The sequence below is a fragment of the Streptomyces capitiformicae genome (assembly GCF_002214185.1).
GTDB lineage: Bacteria > Actinomycetota > Actinomycetes > Streptomycetales > Streptomycetaceae > Streptomyces > Streptomyces capitiformicae.
Window position 1 is genome coordinate 7,578,377 of record NZ_CP022161.1, and the last position, 17,164, is coordinate 7,595,540.

Below are 17,164 nucleotides of genomic sequence, written 5' to 3' on the forward strand. Positions count from 1 at the left end.
AATTGGCGAGCGCGTAACCTCGAGCACGCCGATCGGATGGAGGCGAGGGAGCGTGACGCATGTCAGCGCCCCGGCAAGCCTCGGCCGGCCTCCGGGGACGCGACGGCCGGGCGGCGAGGAGAGCGGCTATCGCGAGGGCGGGTAGTGGTGTGATGGTCCAGGAAAGAGCGACACGGACCCGGCGCGCCATGGTGCACGCCGCGGCCGAGGAGTTCGACCGACGCGGCTATCACGGGGCGTCGCTGTCCGCCATCAGCCAGACGGTCGGGATGTCCATGGGAGCCCTGACGTTCCACTTCCCGACCAAGGACCGCCTGGTCGAGGCGATCCACGCCCTCGGGCTCACCATGACGCAGCGGGAGATGGCGCGGGTCGAGGAGATCCCGGGCTGCCCGATGCGCCGGGTGCGGGCCACACTCGTCGCGATCTCCCGTCTCCTGGAACACGAGGCGGTCGTCCGCGGGGCGGCTCGTCTCGGCGTCGAGCGGCCGTGCCCCGGTTACGACTGGACGGCGACCTGGGTCCCGAAGATCCGAGAGCTGCTGGGGCAGGCGCACTCGGCCGGGTGCCTGCGTACCGAGCCGGCACCCGAGGACGTCACCGCGCTGGCCGTCGGTCTGGTCGCGGCGTTGGCCTCCGGGCTGCAGTGCTGGGCGGGCGCACCGGCCGGCGCCGACCAGATCATCCGCAGCTGGGATATGGTCGCGGCCGCGCTGCGGCCCGACGGGCCGGCCGAAGCGCCGTCCGAAGGGGATGTGTTGTCGTGCGGCCCGGGTTGCGGGTGGAAAAAGCGGACCACCGGGTAGGGGTGGTAGCTGCTCGCCCGGGGAGAGTGTGCACGAAGTCCAGTCAGCTCGATCCGTGTGATGGTCTGCCTGCGGGCTTGCGGCGCTCCGGGTCGATCGGGTCAGTGGCTTCCCCATCGCCTTTGGCCGCCCCCCTGGTCAGGCCGCGCAGGGCAGTGTCCATCAGGGGCCCACGGTCCCCCGGCCGCGGCGCCTCCTGGGATCCGACCCCACACAGGATGCGCGTCGCCGCGAACCGTTCGGCCCCGACTACCGGACACGTGGGCGCCGAGTCCCATCGGTCTCCACCGTGAGCCGGCGTTTCGGTGACTCTCGTCGGGACTCTGGTGACAGTCGCCATCGCTGAGCCCGGCACCACGTGCGCGGACGCGGCCCGGCACCAGGGCCGGTGGCGTCCGCCGAGTGGTGCAGGGATCCTGCCCGTACCGGTCCGGAGGGGGCAGCGAGGCCCTGTGCCGAGGGATGTCGCGCAGCGCGAGTCGCCATCGGCGCTGACGATCGCGCGACGCCTCATGGTGACGGGATCGCAGGCGTGCTGCCGCCGCGGCCTGCCGAGTCTTGAGCTCCGCAGCGCCGCGCCACTCGGCGGGACTCGACCCCCGGGACCTGTGACTTGCCCCCCGGGACCTGTCCTTCGGATCAGCCCGACGCCGAGACATGCATGCCAGGCCCGCGGTCCCGGGGTGGCCCGGGAGGCGAGGAGCCGCCGTGGCCGGTCCGGGCCCCGGTGAGCGTCGCAGGCGTTCGCTGGCGTTTGTCCGGTGTCTCGGAAGCGTCCCCTGCGACTTATTGAGGTTTCCGTGGCCTGCCCGGCGAGAGCCCCGCAGGATCGAAGCATGAGCGATCCGAGGCCGGCAGAAGAGCGAACACACAGTCGCCCCAGGTGGATTTCAGGGCCCGGACGCTGTATGTGATCCAGCGTCCCGGCCTGGCCGTCGGCCCGGACAGCGGGTCGTCGCCGCCGATACCGGCGGTGGGCGGGCGGGACGTCCAGGGGAGAGGACGGAGACGGACATTCCATACCGGAGGAAGCCGGACAGCCAACGGGGGCAGAGCGACGGCGCGGGATGCGGCCCACAGGCCCTGCTGCGCCCGTCGCGCGGCCGCTGAGCAGCGGCCTGGGCGCTGCGCGCCGCCCCTATGAGGGGAGAGGAGTGCACATGCGGTTCCGTGTCCTTGGGCCACTGGAACTATCCGACAACGGTGAGACGGTGCCTATCCAGGGATCCAAACAGCGTGCGGTCCTTGGTCATCTCTTGCTCAACGCCAACCGCGTGGTGTCCGTCAGCGCGCTGATGGACGTCCTGTGGCCGCTGGGCGAGCCACCCAACTCAGCGCGGAAGATCCTGCACAACGCCGTCTGGGGGCTGAGAGGCGTGCTGTCGTCGAGCGAGGGAACCGACGGCGAGGCGTCCCTGATCACGCGTCCCCCCGGGTACGTGCTGCAGGTGGCCGCCGAGAACGTAGACCTCTTCGAGTTCCGCCGGCTCGCGGGGGAGGGACAGGGGCAGTTGGCCGCGGGCTCGCCCGAAGCGGCCGCGGCGACCCTGCGGCAGGCCCTCGGCCTGTGGCGCGGCGACGTCCTGGCCGACCTCGTCGAGGAGGGCTTCACCTGGCCCGAGCTGGCGGGGATCGCGAGCACGCGGATGGACGCCCTGGAAGACTACTTCGAAGCCGAACTCGCCCGGGGACGGCACCACTCGGTCCTGCGCGAGATCGAGGTCGCCGTGGAGGGGGACACGCTGCGCGAGCGACTGTGCGGACAGCTCATGCTCGCGCTCTACCGGTGCGGACGTCACACGGAGGCCCTCGGCCTCTACATCCGGATCCGCGAACGGCTGGTCGACGAGCTCGGCCTGGAACCGGGCCAGCGGCTGCAGGAACTGCAACAGGCCATCCTGCGGCACGACGAGTGCCTGCTCGTCCCGGAAGCCGCCCGGACCGGCGTCCCGCGGATCGCGGCCCGTCCGGTGGACACCGCCTCCGCGACAGCGGCGCCGCTCGCCGTGACAGTCCGCAGCGAACCCGGCGGCGATCGGCCGGACCCCGCGCCCGTCTCCGGGAGTGGGGCCGACGAGCGGGCCGCGGGGCTCGAGGCGATGCCGTCCCAGCCCCAGGTGCCGTCGTCCGGATACGCCCAGCCGTGCAGCGTCGTCATGGTGCATCCGGCGGTCGACGCCCACACGGCCGGGGGAGTCTTCGTCGAGGACGACGCCGTGGAGAACAGCCTGGCCCAGGTCGCGGAGGCGCTGCGGGACACCGTCGACTGCCTCGAGGGAACCGTCGTCGCGCCCGCCGGACCGGCGCTACTGGCGGTGTTCACCGGCGAGCAGGCGCCCGAGCGGGCCGTCTCCGCAGCCCTCGCCATGCTCACCTGCCTGCCCTGCGAGCGTGGTGACACCGGTCGGCAGGCCATCGGAATCCGGGCCACGGTGGCAACCGGCGAAGCGCACCTCTACCGCTTCGGCAAGGACCCCGGGGCGCCGGCGATGGTCGGCGGACCGGTTGCCGACACCTGCCGGGCGCTGCTGGCCCGCACGGTGACCGGCACGGTGCGGGTCTGCGCGACGACACGGGCACGCACGAGCGAGATCATCGCCTACAGCGACTCCGGCAGCGCGGCGGCAGGCTGGCGCGTGCGCTCCGCCCACTGGCGCTCGCTGACCCATCCCTCCCTCCCGATCGTCGACCGGGAGAGTGAACTCGACGTCTTGGCCCGGCTGTTCGGCCGCTCCCGGCACAGGGCGGTGCCGCAGCTGGTCACCGTTCTCGGTGAGGTGGGCGTGGGCAAGACGCGGCTGGTCCTCGAATTCGAGCGGCGGGCCATGGCGCGGTGGGACGACGTCCAGTTCCTGGTGAGCGGCCCCGAGGTCGCAGACCGTCCCCTGGGGCTGCTCCGGGATCTGCTGCTGGCCCTGTGTGACGCGCCACGCGACACCGACGGCGCCGAGGCGGCCGAACTCCTGCGCCAGGTGGTGTACGCCTGTGCCCTGGACCCCGACGAGGCCGCCGAAATCGAGGTGTGCGTGACCGAGCTGACCGGCGCGGGACCGGGCGGGCCCCCGGCGCACCGGACGGCGGCGCTGCGCGCCGCGGGCCGGGCCCTGCTGCGGGCGGTCGCCGCCCAGCGGCCACTGATGATCTTCGTCGACGACGGTCACGAACTGGACGAGGCGAGCCTGGACTTCCTGGAGAGTCTCGTGGGTTTGACCGAACCGCCGTCGCTGATGGTGGTGCTCGCGGCCCGGCCGCAACTGATCGACCGCCGGCCGGCCTGGGGCAGCGGCCAGGCCCAGGGCGCGACCCTCACCCTCGCGCCGCTGTCCGACGCCGTGGTGGACCGGCTGTCCGACATCGTGCTCGCCAAGATGCGCCAGGGCCTGCTGTCGATTCCCACCCGCCGGATCGGCGACCGGCTCGGCGAACCGGAGGGGCAGGACGGGAGGCGGAAGATCCTGCGCAGGCTGATGCGCCTGGACACCTCGCGTCCGCCCCGGCGGAACCTGGGCGGCGTCTGGGCACTGAACGGGGCACCCGAGGGCTCTGTACCGCGCTAGGCCTGTGTCGGAAAGTGGCGCCTGCCCACGTCCGACACAGGCCCTGGGTCCTGTCTTCCCCGATCAGGTCCATTCCGCTCGACGGCGCCCGGAAGCGCGGGGGAGCGGGGGCCGGTGCGTGCAGTTGCACGGTGGGTCAGGTTGTGACGTCAGCTTCCCCCGCTCTCGGCTTCGCTCGAGCGGAGGCTCCATCCGCGGCGGGCGACGCGGGGCGCGATGGAGTCCCCCTGCTCGGTGGGAGCTCGGGGCAGGGTCACGCCGACGCGGCACAAGTGCGTGCCCGGCCCCGCGGTCCCGGACTGATCGGGGAGTGCCGCCCTGTCGGCGGTGCCCTCCCGGCCCGCCCAGTCCTGTCGGCCGGGACGGCGGCTGTATGCGCCGTAGGCCCGGACCCGCCGGGGCATGGGCCACGGCAGGTCCGGGAGGGGTGGCCCCGCGCAGGGGACGAAGGTCATGGCGTCGAGCCGGTCAGCAGGCTCGACGCGATGACCGCGGCGACCTCGGCCGGGTGCGCGTCGAGGTAGAAGTGGCCTCCGGTGAACACGTTCAGGGCGAAGTCGCGGCTCGTGCGGGCGCGCCACGCGGTCGCCGTGTCGACCGGGACCACGGGATCGGCGTCCCCGACGAGGGCGGTCAGCGGGACCGGCAGCGGTTCCGCCGCGTCTGTCGTGTACCGCGCGAGGGCGCCGTAGTCGGCGCGCAGCGCGGGCAGCACCATGTCGAGCAGCTCCGGGTCGTCGAGCAGGGCGGATCCGGTGCCGCCGAGCCGGCGCACCGCGGCGAGGATCTCGGCGTCGCTGTCGAGCCTGTCGTGCGCGCTCGGTCGTGGACCGGGCGCCCCGCGGCCGGACAGGAACAGCCGCTCCGGGCCGGGCAGGCGCCGCTCGAGCAGTCGGCGCGTCGTCTCGTACGCGACGACCGCTCCCATGCTGTGGCCGAAGAAGGAGTACGGGCGGTCGGTGAACGGGGCGAACTCGTCCGCGATGCTCCGGGCGAGTTCGTCGATGGTCCGCAGCGGCTGCTCCTGACGCCGGTCCTGGCGCCCCGGGTACTGCACGGCCAGCACGTCGAGGCCGCGGCTGTCGGCGAGCGACCGCGACAGCCCCAGATACGCGGTCGCCGAGGCCCCCGCGTGCGGGAAGCACACCAGCCTGATCCCGCCCTCCAGGGCCGGTCCGAACCGCCGGAACCACGTCCTGTTCACCGCGTTTCCTTCGCGACGACCCGGAGGATCTCCTCGGCGACCAGGCCGGGCACCTCCTGCGGCTGCCAGTGCGACACGCCCTTCAGGGTGACCAGACGGTACGGCCCGGACACGAACGCACCGGTCGACTCGGCCGCCATGGTGCTCACCGACTCGTCCTCCTCGCTCCAGATGAACGTGGTCGGCACCGGCACCTTCCCGAGCGCGCTGCGTCCGTCGAGGATCGTGCCCGCTCGGTACCAGTTCAGCGACGCGTGGAACGTCCCCGGCCGGGTGTGGAAGTCGATGTAACGGGCCTGCTGCTCGGGGGCGAGGGCGTTGTCCGCGCCGGCGAGGAGTTCGCGCAGCCGTGCGGCGTCGTCGGCCAGCCAGTACTCCGTGGAGCCCTCCGCGGTGAGCAGGTCGATGTATTTCGAGGCCTGCTGCTGCTCGGGGTCGACACGGTAGGCCTGTTGGTAGGCGTCCAGATGCGGGAAGGCGACGGCGGTCAGGGTGCGGACCCGGTCCGGATGCTGCGCGGCGAGGTACCAGGCCACGATGGCGCCCCAGTCGTGCCCGACCACATGGGCGCGGGCCACGCCGAGCTCGTCCATGATGCCGAGCACGTCCTGGGCGAGCAGCGGCAGTCGGTAGTCCTCGACCCGCTCCGGGCGGGCCTTCGGGGAGTAGCCGCGCTGGTTGGGGGCGATGGTACGTAGCCCGGCTCGGTTCAGGACGGGCACCACGTCCGTCCACGATGCGAAGCAGTGTGGCCAGCCGTGCAGCAGGATGGCCACGTCCCCGTCCGCCGGGCCGGCGGTCTCCACGTCGAAGGTCAGGCCCCCGGTGGTGACCTGGAGGACCTTCCGGGTGTCTGCGACCGGGCCGGCCACGCCGTCTGCCGCGTCCAGCAGGGCCGCGAACTCCGGTGAGCCGAGCGCCTCCGGCGGGTCGAGCAGGCTGACCACCCGGGCGTAGACGACCGCGACGTCGTCGCTCAGCGCGGCGGCCGCCGTGATGCGGCTCGCCTGACGCTGGTCGGGCGAGCCCGGATCGGCGAGACCGAGCCGCGCCTGGTCGTTGCTGACCGCGATGCTCCAGGGTACGTCGACGGCCTCGCGCGCAAGGTCGGCGAAGAACTCCGCGGCCCGCGGTCCGTCGGGACGCGCCAGGTGCTCGCGGAGCACGGTCGCCCCGACCGCTGCCACGGTCATGCCCTGCGCGTAGGTGGGGTTGAAGCTGCACACGGCGTCCCCGACGACCAGCAGGCCCTCGGGGAAGGACCTCAGGCGTTCGTAGCGGCGCCGCAGGTTCGCGGGAAAGCGGTACGGGACCAGGTCGTCGAGCGGACGGCCGCAGAGTACGGCCTGGTGGACGTCGGGCGCCGCCAGCGAGGCGAGGAATGCCAGGAAACCCTCCTCGTCGGTGGGCGGGTGGTCGCCATCGACGCCGTAGGCGGTCACCACGGTACGGCCCTTCTCGACCCGGGCGCAGACCGCACCACGCGGTGCGGCCGGGGAGGCGACGACGTGGAGGGACAGGTCGTCGCCCATCGCGTCGTCGGGGATGTCGTAGTGGCGCGTGGTGTAGCCGAGACCGACCCTGGCCGTCTCCTCCTCGACGGCCGCGTAGCCCCACTCGGTGAGCCAGACCGGAGTGCGCGAGCCGCGGCCCGTGGCGTCGACCACCAGATCGCTGTCCAGGGTGTGGCGCGCGCCGTTGTCGTCGGCCAGCACCACGCCCGTCACCCGGCGGCCGTTGTCGGCCACGGTCGGCTCCACGACGTCGTGCCGCTCCAGGAAGCGGACGTTGGTCAGGGCCGCGACCCGGGCACGTACCCGGTCCTCCAGCAACGGCCGGCTCGCCGAGACCACCTGAAGCCCGGAGTACGGCTGCCGCATCGGCCGGCCGTCGAGCACCCACCGCACATTCCCGGTGACATCACCGTGTGCGGCACCGCCCTCGATGAACTCCTGCGTGATTCCCGGGAACAATTCCTCGATGACCTGCTGACCACGGGCGAGTAGACCGTGGACGTGCTTTCCCTGCGGCACCCGGCGGCGCGGCGCGTTTCCGGCCGTGAGCACATCACGGTCGACCACCACGACTTCGCCGAACGAACCGGCGAGAACGCGCGCGGCGAACAGACCCGCCATACCCGCGCCGAGCACGACCGCTCGATTCCGACCTGAATTCACCACGACTTGCTCCTCCGTCTGGTCTGCACGCTGACCATGGAAACGCACCGGCAAGGGGGACCGCGCGGCCGGTGGGGGGACGACGGGCACGCTAGTCGGGGCAGGTCAATTGACGTCAACTGCCGGATAATCCAGGGACCTTCGGCCGCCATTGGACCCGCATGACCGAGCCGAGAACCTTCGATGACCGGCTCCTGTGGGCCGGTGAATAGATTGCCTGTGCATTTCGGTCGCGGCTGCGTCCAAGCGACACGTGATTCCGCACACCGCGCTCTCGCGGGCGACAGGAGGAGCTCCCATGACACCGATTCCCCCGGCCGGGGAACAGGCACCCACCACGCAGGAACTGATTGCCCGTGCGAGCGCCCTCGTACCGCTGCTGCGGTCGAACATCACGGCGACGGAAAAACTGGGGAATCCCGCTCCCGAGAACCTGGCCGCGCTGCGGGACGCGGGCCTGTTCCGGCTCACCACCCCGCCGGACCACGGCGGTCTCCACCCGAGCATGCGCACCCAGGTGCAGATCATCTCCGAGGTGGGCCGGGGCTGCGCGTCGACCGGATGGATCGTGGCCAACCACGCCGCCTCCACCGAGTTCACGCTGATTCTGCCGGACGAGGCGACGCAGGAGATCTTCGGTGACAACCCCGACGCGATCTTCCTCTCGGCCGGCTGCGCCCCCGACGCGCGCGCCGAGCGGGTGCCCGGCGGTCTGAGGGTCTCCGCCCGTGCCCCGTATGCCTCCGGCTGTGAGATCTCGGACTGGGCGCTGCTCATCGGGATCCCGCTGTACGAGGGCGGCCAGGTGAAGGGAGCGGTCAACGTCCTGGTCGCGCTGGGCGAGGCGAAGGTCGAGCGCACCTGGAACGTGGCCGGCATGAGCGGTACCGGCACCAACGCCATGACGGTGACCGACGTGTTCGTACCCGAGCGGCGCACGCTCGTCGTCGAGAAGGACAACCTCGACCGCCTCGAGGAGCTGCTGTCCCCGACCGAGCTGGTCAAGGGCAATCTGCACTCCCTGTCGTCCCTCGTGGGCGGCGCCCGCGGCGCGCTCGACCTCGTGCGCGAGACCCTCGCCCGGGACAAGCCGATCGCCTACTCCACCTACCGGCGCGCCGCGGACTCCCCGGCCGTTCAGCAGGCCTTCACGGAGGCGACCCACCTCATCGACACCGCCTCCCTGCACATGCTGCACGTGGCCGATGAGTTCGACGCCCTGCCGCCGCACACGGAGCTGTCGCGCGTCGCGCGCGCCCGGGCCCGGATGCACTCGGCGTCGGCGCTGGCTCGCGCCCGGGAGGGCATGCAGAAGCTCCTCGACATCGCGGGCACGAGCGGCTTCGCACACGCCAACGCACTGCAGGTGTACTGGCGCGACCTCGAAGTCGGCAGCCGGCACGCCATGCTCGGCCTGCCGATGATCCTCGAGGACTACGGCCGGGCCCTGCTCGACGTCGGGCCGACGATCACCCAGTACCACTGACGGCCGCGATCACGCAGTACCCCGTCAGTCCTGCCACCGCGGGTCGCCCCCGCACCCACCGCTGGCCCCTGCCGTCACCCCCGCGGCCGCCGGCGCCCACGACTCCCCCCAGCCCACTCGACGGAGGACCTGACCGGACCATGGACGACATCGACCTCGCGGAGCCCCATCTGCTCTCCTGGCTGGCAACCGTCGGCCTGGACGCCCACTACGTCCGCGCAGAGGGCGACCACCTCTACCGGCTCGACGACGAGGGGCGCGAGATTCCCGTGGTCGACTTCGCGGGCGGCTACGGCTCCCTCATGCTCGGCCACAACCATCCCGACATCCTCGCCTGCGCACGGGAGATGCTCGACCACCAGGCCCCCGTGCACGCCCAGTTCTCCCGCCACCCGTATGCCAAGCGGCTCGCGGCCGAACTCAACGCCATAGTCCGCCGGGAGACCGAATCGGACGAGATGTACTCGGTGATCTTCGCCAACAGCGGTGCGGAAGCCGTGGAGGTGGCGGTCAAGCACGCCGAACTAGATCGGGTCATGAAGGTCGCCGAACTGCGGCAGGAGATCGCCGCCAACATCGACGCCGCCCGCGCCGCCGTTGCCGCGGGCGAGGTGTCGGTGAGCGGGGAGGCGGCCATCGCGGCCGGCCTCGACACCACGGACTTCGCGTCGCTGGCCGCGCGGATCAGCGAGGTGAACGAGGCACGCGCGACCACACCGCCGCTGCTGTTCGCGCTGGAGGGCGGCTTCCACGGCAAGTTGATGGGCAGCGTCCAGCTGACCCACAACGCGGCCTACCGCAACCCCTTCGCGGCACTGGGCACTTCCGTCCGGTTCGTCGCCCCCGTCGACATCTCCGCCCTGCCGAAGATCTTCGACGAGGAGCGCGTCGATCTTCTCGACCTGGCCGTGACGGGATCCGAGATCACGGTCGTGTGCCGGCCCCTGCCGCTGTTCTGTGCCTTCGTTCTGGAGCCGGTGCAGGGCGAAGGCGGCATCCGTGCCCTCGACGCCCGCAGTGCGGAGCAGATCCAGGCGGCCTGCGCCCGGGTCGACTGCCCGGTCGTCGTCGACGAGGTGCAAAGCGGTATGGGCCGCACCGGAACGTTCCTGGCCAGTTCGGCGGTCGGTCTGCGCGGTGACTACTACGCGCTGTCCAAGAGTCTCGGCGGCGGCCTCGCCAAGACCGCCGTGATGCTGGCCCGTTCCTCGCGCTACCGCCCCGAGTTCGAGCTGGTGCACAGCTCGACCTTTGCCAAGGACATCTTCTCCACCACGATCGCGCTCAAGGTGCTCGAACTCCTGGAGGCCGACGGCGGCGTCGCGTACGCCCGCGCCGCCGAACGCGGGGCGTACATCCTCGACATGCTCAGGTCGGTGCAACGGGACTTCCCCGACGTGGTGGCGGACGTACGCGGCCGCGGTCTGATGCTGGGGCTGGAGTTCCACGACCAGTCCGCCTCCGCGATCCCCGCGGTGCGGCGGCACGCCGAGGGCGGCACGTTCGGCTACGCCGTCGCGGGCACCCTGCTCGAGCGTCACCGGGTGCGGACCTTCCCGACAGCCAGCGCACCCAACACCCTGCGCTTCGAACCCTCGATCCACATCGGCGACGCCGAAGTCGCCCAGCTCGAAGCCGGGTTGCGCGACGTCTGCGCCGGCCTGCGGGCCCAGGACGCCGCGGCACTCGTGGACCACACCCCTGACCAGGAAGGAAACCAGGCGACATGACGACGACGGCGTCGGCGTCCGCGGATCCCATGGCGGGCCGGGTGGCGGAGCTGCACGAGATCCGTGCGCGGGCGGTGGCGGGTCCTGGTGAGAAGGCGACGCAGGCGCAGCACGCCAAGGGCAAGCTGACCGCGCGGGAACGCATCGAGCTGCTCCTCGACCCCGGCTCCTTCCGGGAGGTCGAGCAGTTGCGGCGGCACCGGGCGACCGGGTTCGGCCTGGAGGTCAAGAAGCCGTACACCGACGGTGTGATCACCGGGTGGGGCACGGTGGAGGGCCGCACGGTCTTCGTCTACGCCCACGACTTCCGCATCTTCGGCGGCGCGCTGGGCGAGGCGCACGCCAAGAAGATCCACAAGATCATGGACATGGCCATTGCGGCCGGGGCCCCGCTGGTCTCCCTGAACGACGGTGCGGGTGCGCGCATCCAGGAGGGCGTCGTCGCGCTGGCCGGCTACGGCGGCATTTTCCAGCGCAACACCAAGGCGTCCGGAGTGATCCCGCAGATCAGCGTGATGCTGGGCCCCTGCGCGGGCGGCGCCGCCTACAGTCCGGCGTTGACGGACTTCGTGTTCATGGTGCGTGAGACGTCCCAGATGTTCATCACCGGTCCGGATGTGGTCAAGGCCGTCACCGGTGAGGAGATCACGCAGAACGGGCTCGGCGGCGCGGACGTGCACGCCGAGACCTCCGGGGTGTGTCACTTCGCCTACGACGACGAGGAGACGTGCCTCGCCGAGGTGCGCTATCTCCTCTCTCTGCTGCCGCAGAACAACCGGGAGAACCCGCCGCGGGTGGAGTGCACCGACGCGGTCGACCGCCGCTCGGACGTCCTGCTGGACCTGGTCCCGGCGGACGGCAACCGGCCGTACGACATGGCCGAGGTCATCGAGGAGATCGTCGACGACGGCGAGTACCTGGAGGTCCACGAGCGCTGGGCGCGGAACATCATCTGCGCGCTGGCCCGGCTGGACGGCCAGGTGGTCGGCATCATCGCCAACCAGCCGCAGGTACTCGCGGGTGTGCTGGACATCGAGGCCAGCGAAAAGGCCGCGCGCTTCGTGCAGATGTGCGACGCCTTCAACATCCCGATCGTCACCCTTCTGGACGTGCCCGGGTTCCTTCCGGGCGTGGATCAGGAGCACGGTGGGATCATCCGGCACGGCGCGAAGCTGCTGTACGCCTACTGCAACGCGACCGTGCCCAGGATCTCGCTGATCCTGCGCAAGGCGTACGGGGGTGCGTACATCGTGATGGACAGCCAGTCCATCGGGGCGGACCTGACCTACGCGTGGCCGACGAACGAGATCGCGGTGATGGGCGCCGAGGGCGCGGCCAACGTCATCTTCCGGCGTCAGATCGCCGAGGCCGAGGACCCCGAGGCCATGCGGCAGAAGATGGTCAAGGAGTACAGGGCCGAGCTGATGCACCCGTACTACGCGGCCGAGCGCGGTCTGGTGGACGACGTGATCGACCCGGCGGAGACCCGCGAGGTCCTCATCAAGTCGCTGGCGATGCTGCAGACCAAGCACGCCGACCTGCCCTCCCGCAAGCACGGCAACCCGCCACAGTGACGGAGGCCTCCATGCATCTCGTCGTACGTGTCGAACGCGGCCGTGCCGAGCCCGAGGAGGTCGCCGCGCTCACCGCGGTTCTGCTGGCCCGGACTGCCGCCGAACCCGTCCCCGGCCGACCCATCCCCGGCCGACCCGGGCGCACCAAGGCAGGCTGGCGCCGCCTGGAGCGCGCTCGGGGCTACCGGCCCCCACACTCCTGGCAGGGCTGACGCCCCGTCTCGGCACCACCTTCACCCACTTGACGCCCTGGAGGTATCTGACATGTCCCCAATCCCGCGCCGGTCGCTCATCGGCGGCGCTGCAGCGGCCGGGGGCACCCTCGCGCTGCCCGTCGCCGGAGCGTCCCCCGCCCGCGCCGCCGCACAGTCCGCGACGGACGAAGCGCTCCGGATCCTCCGTACCGATCCGCGGTACACGGGGTTCGTCTCCGGCGCCAACCAGCGCTGGGTCGGCAGCCCGGACTACATACGCCTGGTCAACAGCACCAACCAGACGGTGCGCGCCGTACAGGAGGCCGTCGACAAGGGGCTGAGGATCGCGGTGCGCAGCGGCGGCCACTGCAATGAGCCGTTCGTGAGCGACCCGGCCGTCCGCGTGGTCATCGACATGTCGGGGATGAGCCGCATCGAGTACGACGAGAACAGACGCGCTATAGCGATCGAGCCGGGCGCCATGCTCGGCACGGTCTACCGCACGCTGTACAAGCGCTGGGGGATCGTCCTGCCCGGCGGCACCTGTCCGACGGTCGGCGTCGGCGGGCACATCGCGGGCGGCGGCTACGGCGCGCTGTCGCGGTCGCGCGGCCTGACCGTGGACCACCTGTACGCCGTGGAGGTCGTCACAGTCGGCACGGACGGCCGGGCCCGCGCCGTCGTCGCCACGCGGGAACCCGACGACCCCAACCGCGAGCTGTGGTGGGCTCACACGGGTGCGGGCGGAGGCAACTTCGGCGTCGTCACCCGGTACTGGCTGCGCTCTCCGGACGCGCGGGGAACCGACCCGGCGCAGCTGCTGCCCAAGGCGCCCTCCGGGGTGCTGCTCTCCGACGTCGTCTGGTCCTGGGACGACCTGGACGAGAGGGCCTTCACCCGGCTGATCGCCAACTACGACGCCTGGCACGCCCGTAACTCCGCCCCCGACTCGCCCGGCCGCCACCTCTACAGCCAGCTCAAGGTGCAGCACCGGATCGCCGGTTCCTTCCACATGTGCACCCAGGTCGACGCGTCCGCCCCCGACGCCGAGGACATCCTCGACGAGTTCCTGGCGGCGGTCGCCGAGGGCACCGGAGCCACGTACCGGGTGGGCGACCGCACCAGGTCCCCCTGGATGTACGCGGTGACCCAGTGGTTCGGCTTCGTCGAGGCCGCCATGCCCCGCTGGAAGGCCAAGTCCGCGTACGTCCGCAAGCCCATGCCCCAGGAACAACTCAAGGCGATGTACCGGCAGTTGACCCGGACCGACTACGAGAACCCCACCGCGGTGGTCAACCTGATCAGCTACGGCGGACGCATCAACGCCGTCGCGTCCGACGCCACGGCCGCTGCCCAGCGCGACTCCCACCTCAAGATCCTCTACGTCAGCCTCTGGACCGACACCACCGACGACGCCCGGCACGAGAAATGGGTCCGCGAGTGCTACCAGGACGTCTACGCCTCCACGGGCGGTGTGCCGCGCACGGACGGGACCAACGACGGCTGCTACATCAACTACGCCGACGCCGACCTGGCCGACCCGGCCCTGAACACCTCCGGCATCCCGTGGCACCAGCTGTACTTCAAGGGCAACTACCCCAGGCTGCAGCGGGTCAAGGAGCGCTGGGACCCGCGTGACCTCTTCCGGCACGCGCTGGCGGTCCGCAGGGCGTGACCGTCCGGCGGCGTCCCGTCTTTGGCCGAAAGTCGCGGTCGCAGACGGGAAGATCCGTGCCGGGTACGGGTGTTGAGCGGTGGGTGGCCGTCCGCCGGGCGCCTCCGTTCCTCCGCTCAAAACATAGAAGGAAGGATTTTTATGTCTACAAGTCCTGCTGCTCCGGAGCAGGCACCGCGCGCCGGGGCGCGGCAGTGGTTCGGCCTCTGGGTGCTGCTGTTCCCCGTCGCACTGATGACCGTGGACCTCGGAGTGCTCTGGCTGGCCACCCCGTCCATGACCGCCGACCTGCAGCCGTCGAGTTCCCAGCTGCTCTGGACCACCGACATCTACGGCTTTATGACCTGCGGCTTCCTGATCGTCATGGGCACCCTGGGCGACCGTCTGGGACGGCGCAAGCTGCTCGTGCTCGGCTCGCTGGGCGTGATCGCGGCTTCGCTGCTCGCCGCCTACTCGACCGGGCCAGAGATGCTGATCGTCGCCCGCGCGCTGCTGGGCGTGGCCGGTGCCGCCGTACTGCCCTCCACCCTCTCCCTGATCAGCCACATGTTCACGGACGCCAAGCAGCGGGCGACGGCCATCGCCATGTGGGTCACCGCGCTGTCCGCGGGCATCGCGATCGGGCCGGTCATCGGTGGTGTGCTGCTGGAGCACTGGTGGTGGGGCTCGGTGTTCCTGGTGGGCGTGCCCGTCATGGTGCTGGCCCTGCCGGCGATCCTGCTCCTCGTGCCGGAGTACCGCGACCCCAACCCCGGCCGCTTCGACCTGGTCAGCGTGGCATTCTTCCTGCTCGGCATCCTGCCGGTGGTGTACGGCATCAAGAAATTCGCCGAGGTGGGCTGGAGCGCGACCTACCTGGCGGCCATGGCTGTCGGTGTCGTCTTCTCCGTGCTGTTCGTCCGGCGTCAGCGCACCCTTGAGGCACCTCTCCTCGACATGAGGCTGTTCGGCGACCGGGTGTTCACCGGGGCCCTGCTGACACTGCTGCTCGGCATGATGGCCCTCAATGGTGTCGAGTACCTGGTTCCGCCGTTCCTGCTCGTGGTCGGCGAGCTGAGCCCGCTGGCCGCGGGCCTGTGGCTACTGCCCAGCGCGATCGGTCTGATCGTGGGTTCCCAGCTCACCCCGGTGCTCGCCCGCCGGATCCGGCCCGCCTTCGTCATCGCGGGCGGCACCGTGATCACCCTGGTCGGCTTCTGGCTGACGGCCGTGGCCCCGGCCGACGAGTCCGGCGTGGCGCCGTCCGCGATCGGCCTGACCATCATCATGTTCGGTGTCGCCCCGATCAGCGTGCTCGGCACCAGCCTCGCCGTCGGCGCGGCGCCCCCGGAGAAGGCCGGTGCGGCGGCCGGCGCCGGCCAGACCGCCTACGACCTCGGTCTGGCCCTGGGCATCGCCATCACGGGCTCCGTGGCCGTCGCCGTCTACCGGAACGAGGTCGCCGACACCGTGCCCGCCGGTGTGCCCGCCGATGCGGCGGAGGCCGCCCGTGACACCGTCGGTGGCGCCACCGCGGCGGCGGAGGAGTTGCCCGGCGCCCTCGGCGACCAACTGCTCACCGTGGCACGCGATGCCTTCACCACCGGCTTCCACGGCACCGCCCTCGTCAGCGCGGGCTTCGCCCTGGTGGCCACCGTCATCGTGCTCACCCTCCTGCGTCACATTCCGGCCATCGGCAGCGACGCGTCTCAGGAGAGCGACACGGTTCCGGAGGAGCACTCCGCCGTGGCTTCGCCGATCGAGGAGCCGACCGCGCTGCACAAGCCGGAGACAGTCAACTGAAGCACCGGCCCCGCGCGCAGCCGGATCTCCCCCGGCCGGCTCGCGCGGGGCCGGTTCCCCGGCCGGCCCGCGACCGAGGCCGTGTCGCACTGCGGCCGCCGCACCCCGGGTGCGGCGGCCGCAGTGGTGTTCGGTGGCCGGTCAGACCCCGGCCGGGGTCGGGGCGCCGTCCAGGAAGCCGGTCACGATGACGTCGGTGGCGGCGAGGACTTTCTCGCGGGTCTTGGCCACCGGACCGTCCGTGACCGTGTCGTAGATGAGCTCGACCGCGATGTCCTTGAGGCCGCAGAACTGGGAGATCCCCACGCGCAGGTGACGGTCGATCATCTCGTCCAGACCCTGCTCGCCGTAGGCCGCACGCGACCCTCCGGCCAGACCCAGCCACAGGATCCGCTTGGTCGCGAGCGGCGAGGGGTCGACACCGTAGGCGAGACCGTGGTTCCAGACCCGGTCGACCCAGCCCTTCAGGATCGCAGGCACGTCGAACCACCAGACCGGGAAGACCACGACCAGCGTGTCGGCGGCGTCGACGCGTGCCATGTGGGCGTGGACCTCGTCGGAGTACCGCTTGTGCGGGTCGTCCCAGTCGGGCTCGTCCTCCGGGGACATGCGCGGATCGAAGCCCTCGCCATGCAGATCGAGCACGTCGACCGTGTATCCGTGCCGCTCCAGGTGCTCCTGCGCCCGCCTGCCGGACACTGCCGTCAGGGAGGCACTGCGCGGGTGCGCCAGGACGAGCAGAGCCCGCGCCGAGCGATCCTCCGGCCGGAGTGCGGTTAAATCGGTGAGAGACAAGACAAAGAGCCTTTCTGTCAAGGATGGTGACGGATCGCCGAACGCGCGGAGCGGCGGCCGACACGGACGAAGCGTTCCGTTTGTTGTGACAACACCGGCCCCCTTCAAGGTCATTCCTGCCGGACCCTGCTGGGCGGGGCGTCCTGGGCCCAGTCGGCACGCAGGGCGGCGGGGCACCTCGAGG

11 protein-coding genes are annotated in these 17,164 nt (G+C 71.3%); 8 read left to right on the forward strand and 3 right to left on the reverse strand.

The features are described 5' to 3' along the window. Positions 1-188 precede the first annotated feature (188 nt). Positions 189-806 (forward strand): TetR/AcrR family transcriptional regulator, encoded by a 618-nt coding sequence (locus CES90_RS33925; protein ID WP_189787368.1) that lies wholly within the window; start codon positions 189-191, stop codon positions 804-806. Between the two features lie 1,256 nt (positions 807-2,062). Continuing rightward, positions 2,063-4,363, forward strand: a complete 2,301-nt coding sequence (locus CES90_RS33930) for an AfsR/SARP family transcriptional regulator (RefSeq protein ID WP_189787369.1) — start codon at positions 2,063-2,065, stop codon at positions 4,361-4,363. A gap of 451 nt (positions 4,364-4,814) precedes the next feature. Here CES90_RS33930 and CES90_RS33935 read toward each other — a convergent pair whose 3' ends face one another. Both CES90_RS33935 and CES90_RS50230 read right to left on the reverse strand, forming a co-directional pair. Then, positions 4,815-5,567, reverse strand: coding sequence for a thioesterase II family protein (locus CES90_RS33935; RefSeq protein ID WP_189787370.1), 753 nt, complete (start codon positions 5,565-5,567; stop codon positions 4,815-4,817). Further along, the gene (locus CES90_RS50230) at positions 5,564-7,747 is read right to left on the reverse strand and encodes an alpha/beta fold hydrolase (RefSeq protein WP_229914347.1); all 2,184 of its coding nucleotides are present in this window, start codon (positions 7,745-7,747) and stop codon (positions 5,564-5,566) included. The genes CES90_RS33935 and CES90_RS50230 overlap by 4 nt, the downstream gene beginning before the upstream one ends. Positions 7,748-8,042: 295 nt before the next feature. Here CES90_RS50230 and CES90_RS33950 point away from each other — a divergent pair, with 295 nt between their 5' ends. From CES90_RS33950 to CES90_RS33975, 6 genes are all read left to right on the forward strand, one after another. Beyond that, the gene (locus CES90_RS33950; RefSeq protein ID WP_189787371.1) at positions 8,043-9,230 is read left to right on the forward strand and encodes an acyl-CoA dehydrogenase family protein; all 1,188 of its coding nucleotides are present in this window, start codon (positions 8,043-8,045) and stop codon (positions 9,228-9,230) included. A gap of 140 nt (positions 9,231-9,370) precedes the next feature. Beyond that, on the forward strand, positions 9,371-10,960 hold the full coding sequence (locus CES90_RS33955; RefSeq protein ID WP_189787372.1) for an aspartate aminotransferase family protein: 1,590 nt from the start codon (positions 9,371-9,373) through the stop codon (positions 10,958-10,960). A gap of 41 nt (positions 10,961-11,001) precedes the next feature. Beyond that, a complete protein-coding gene (locus tag CES90_RS33960; protein WP_189787384.1) occupies positions 11,002-12,534 on the forward strand; it encodes an acyl-CoA carboxylase subunit beta in 1,533 nt (510 codons plus the stop codon). Positions 12,535-12,545: 11 nt separating this feature from the next. Beyond that, positions 12,546-12,746, forward strand: a complete 201-nt coding sequence (locus tag CES90_RS33965) for an acyl-CoA carboxylase subunit epsilon (protein WP_189787373.1) — start codon at positions 12,546-12,548, stop codon at positions 12,744-12,746. Positions 12,747-12,798: 52 nt separating this feature from the next. Then, positions 12,799-14,403 (forward strand): FAD-binding oxidoreductase, encoded by a 1,605-nt coding sequence (locus tag CES90_RS33970; protein WP_189787374.1) that lies wholly within the window; start codon positions 12,799-12,801, stop codon positions 14,401-14,403. 141 nt (positions 14,404-14,544) lie between these two features. After that, on the forward strand, positions 14,545-16,185 hold the full coding sequence (locus CES90_RS33975) for an MFS transporter (protein ID WP_189787375.1): 1,641 nt from the start codon (positions 14,545-14,547) through the stop codon (positions 16,183-16,185). Positions 16,186-16,326: 141 nt separating this feature from the next. Here CES90_RS33975 and CES90_RS33980 read toward each other — a convergent pair whose 3' ends face one another. Further along, positions 16,327-17,001 carry an NAD(P)H oxidoreductase gene (locus CES90_RS33980; protein ID WP_373313586.1) on the reverse strand — a complete coding sequence of 225 codons (675 nt, stop codon included), beginning with the start codon at positions 16,999-17,001 and terminating at the stop codon, positions 16,327-16,329. Between the last annotated feature and the right edge of the window lie 163 nt (positions 17,002-17,164).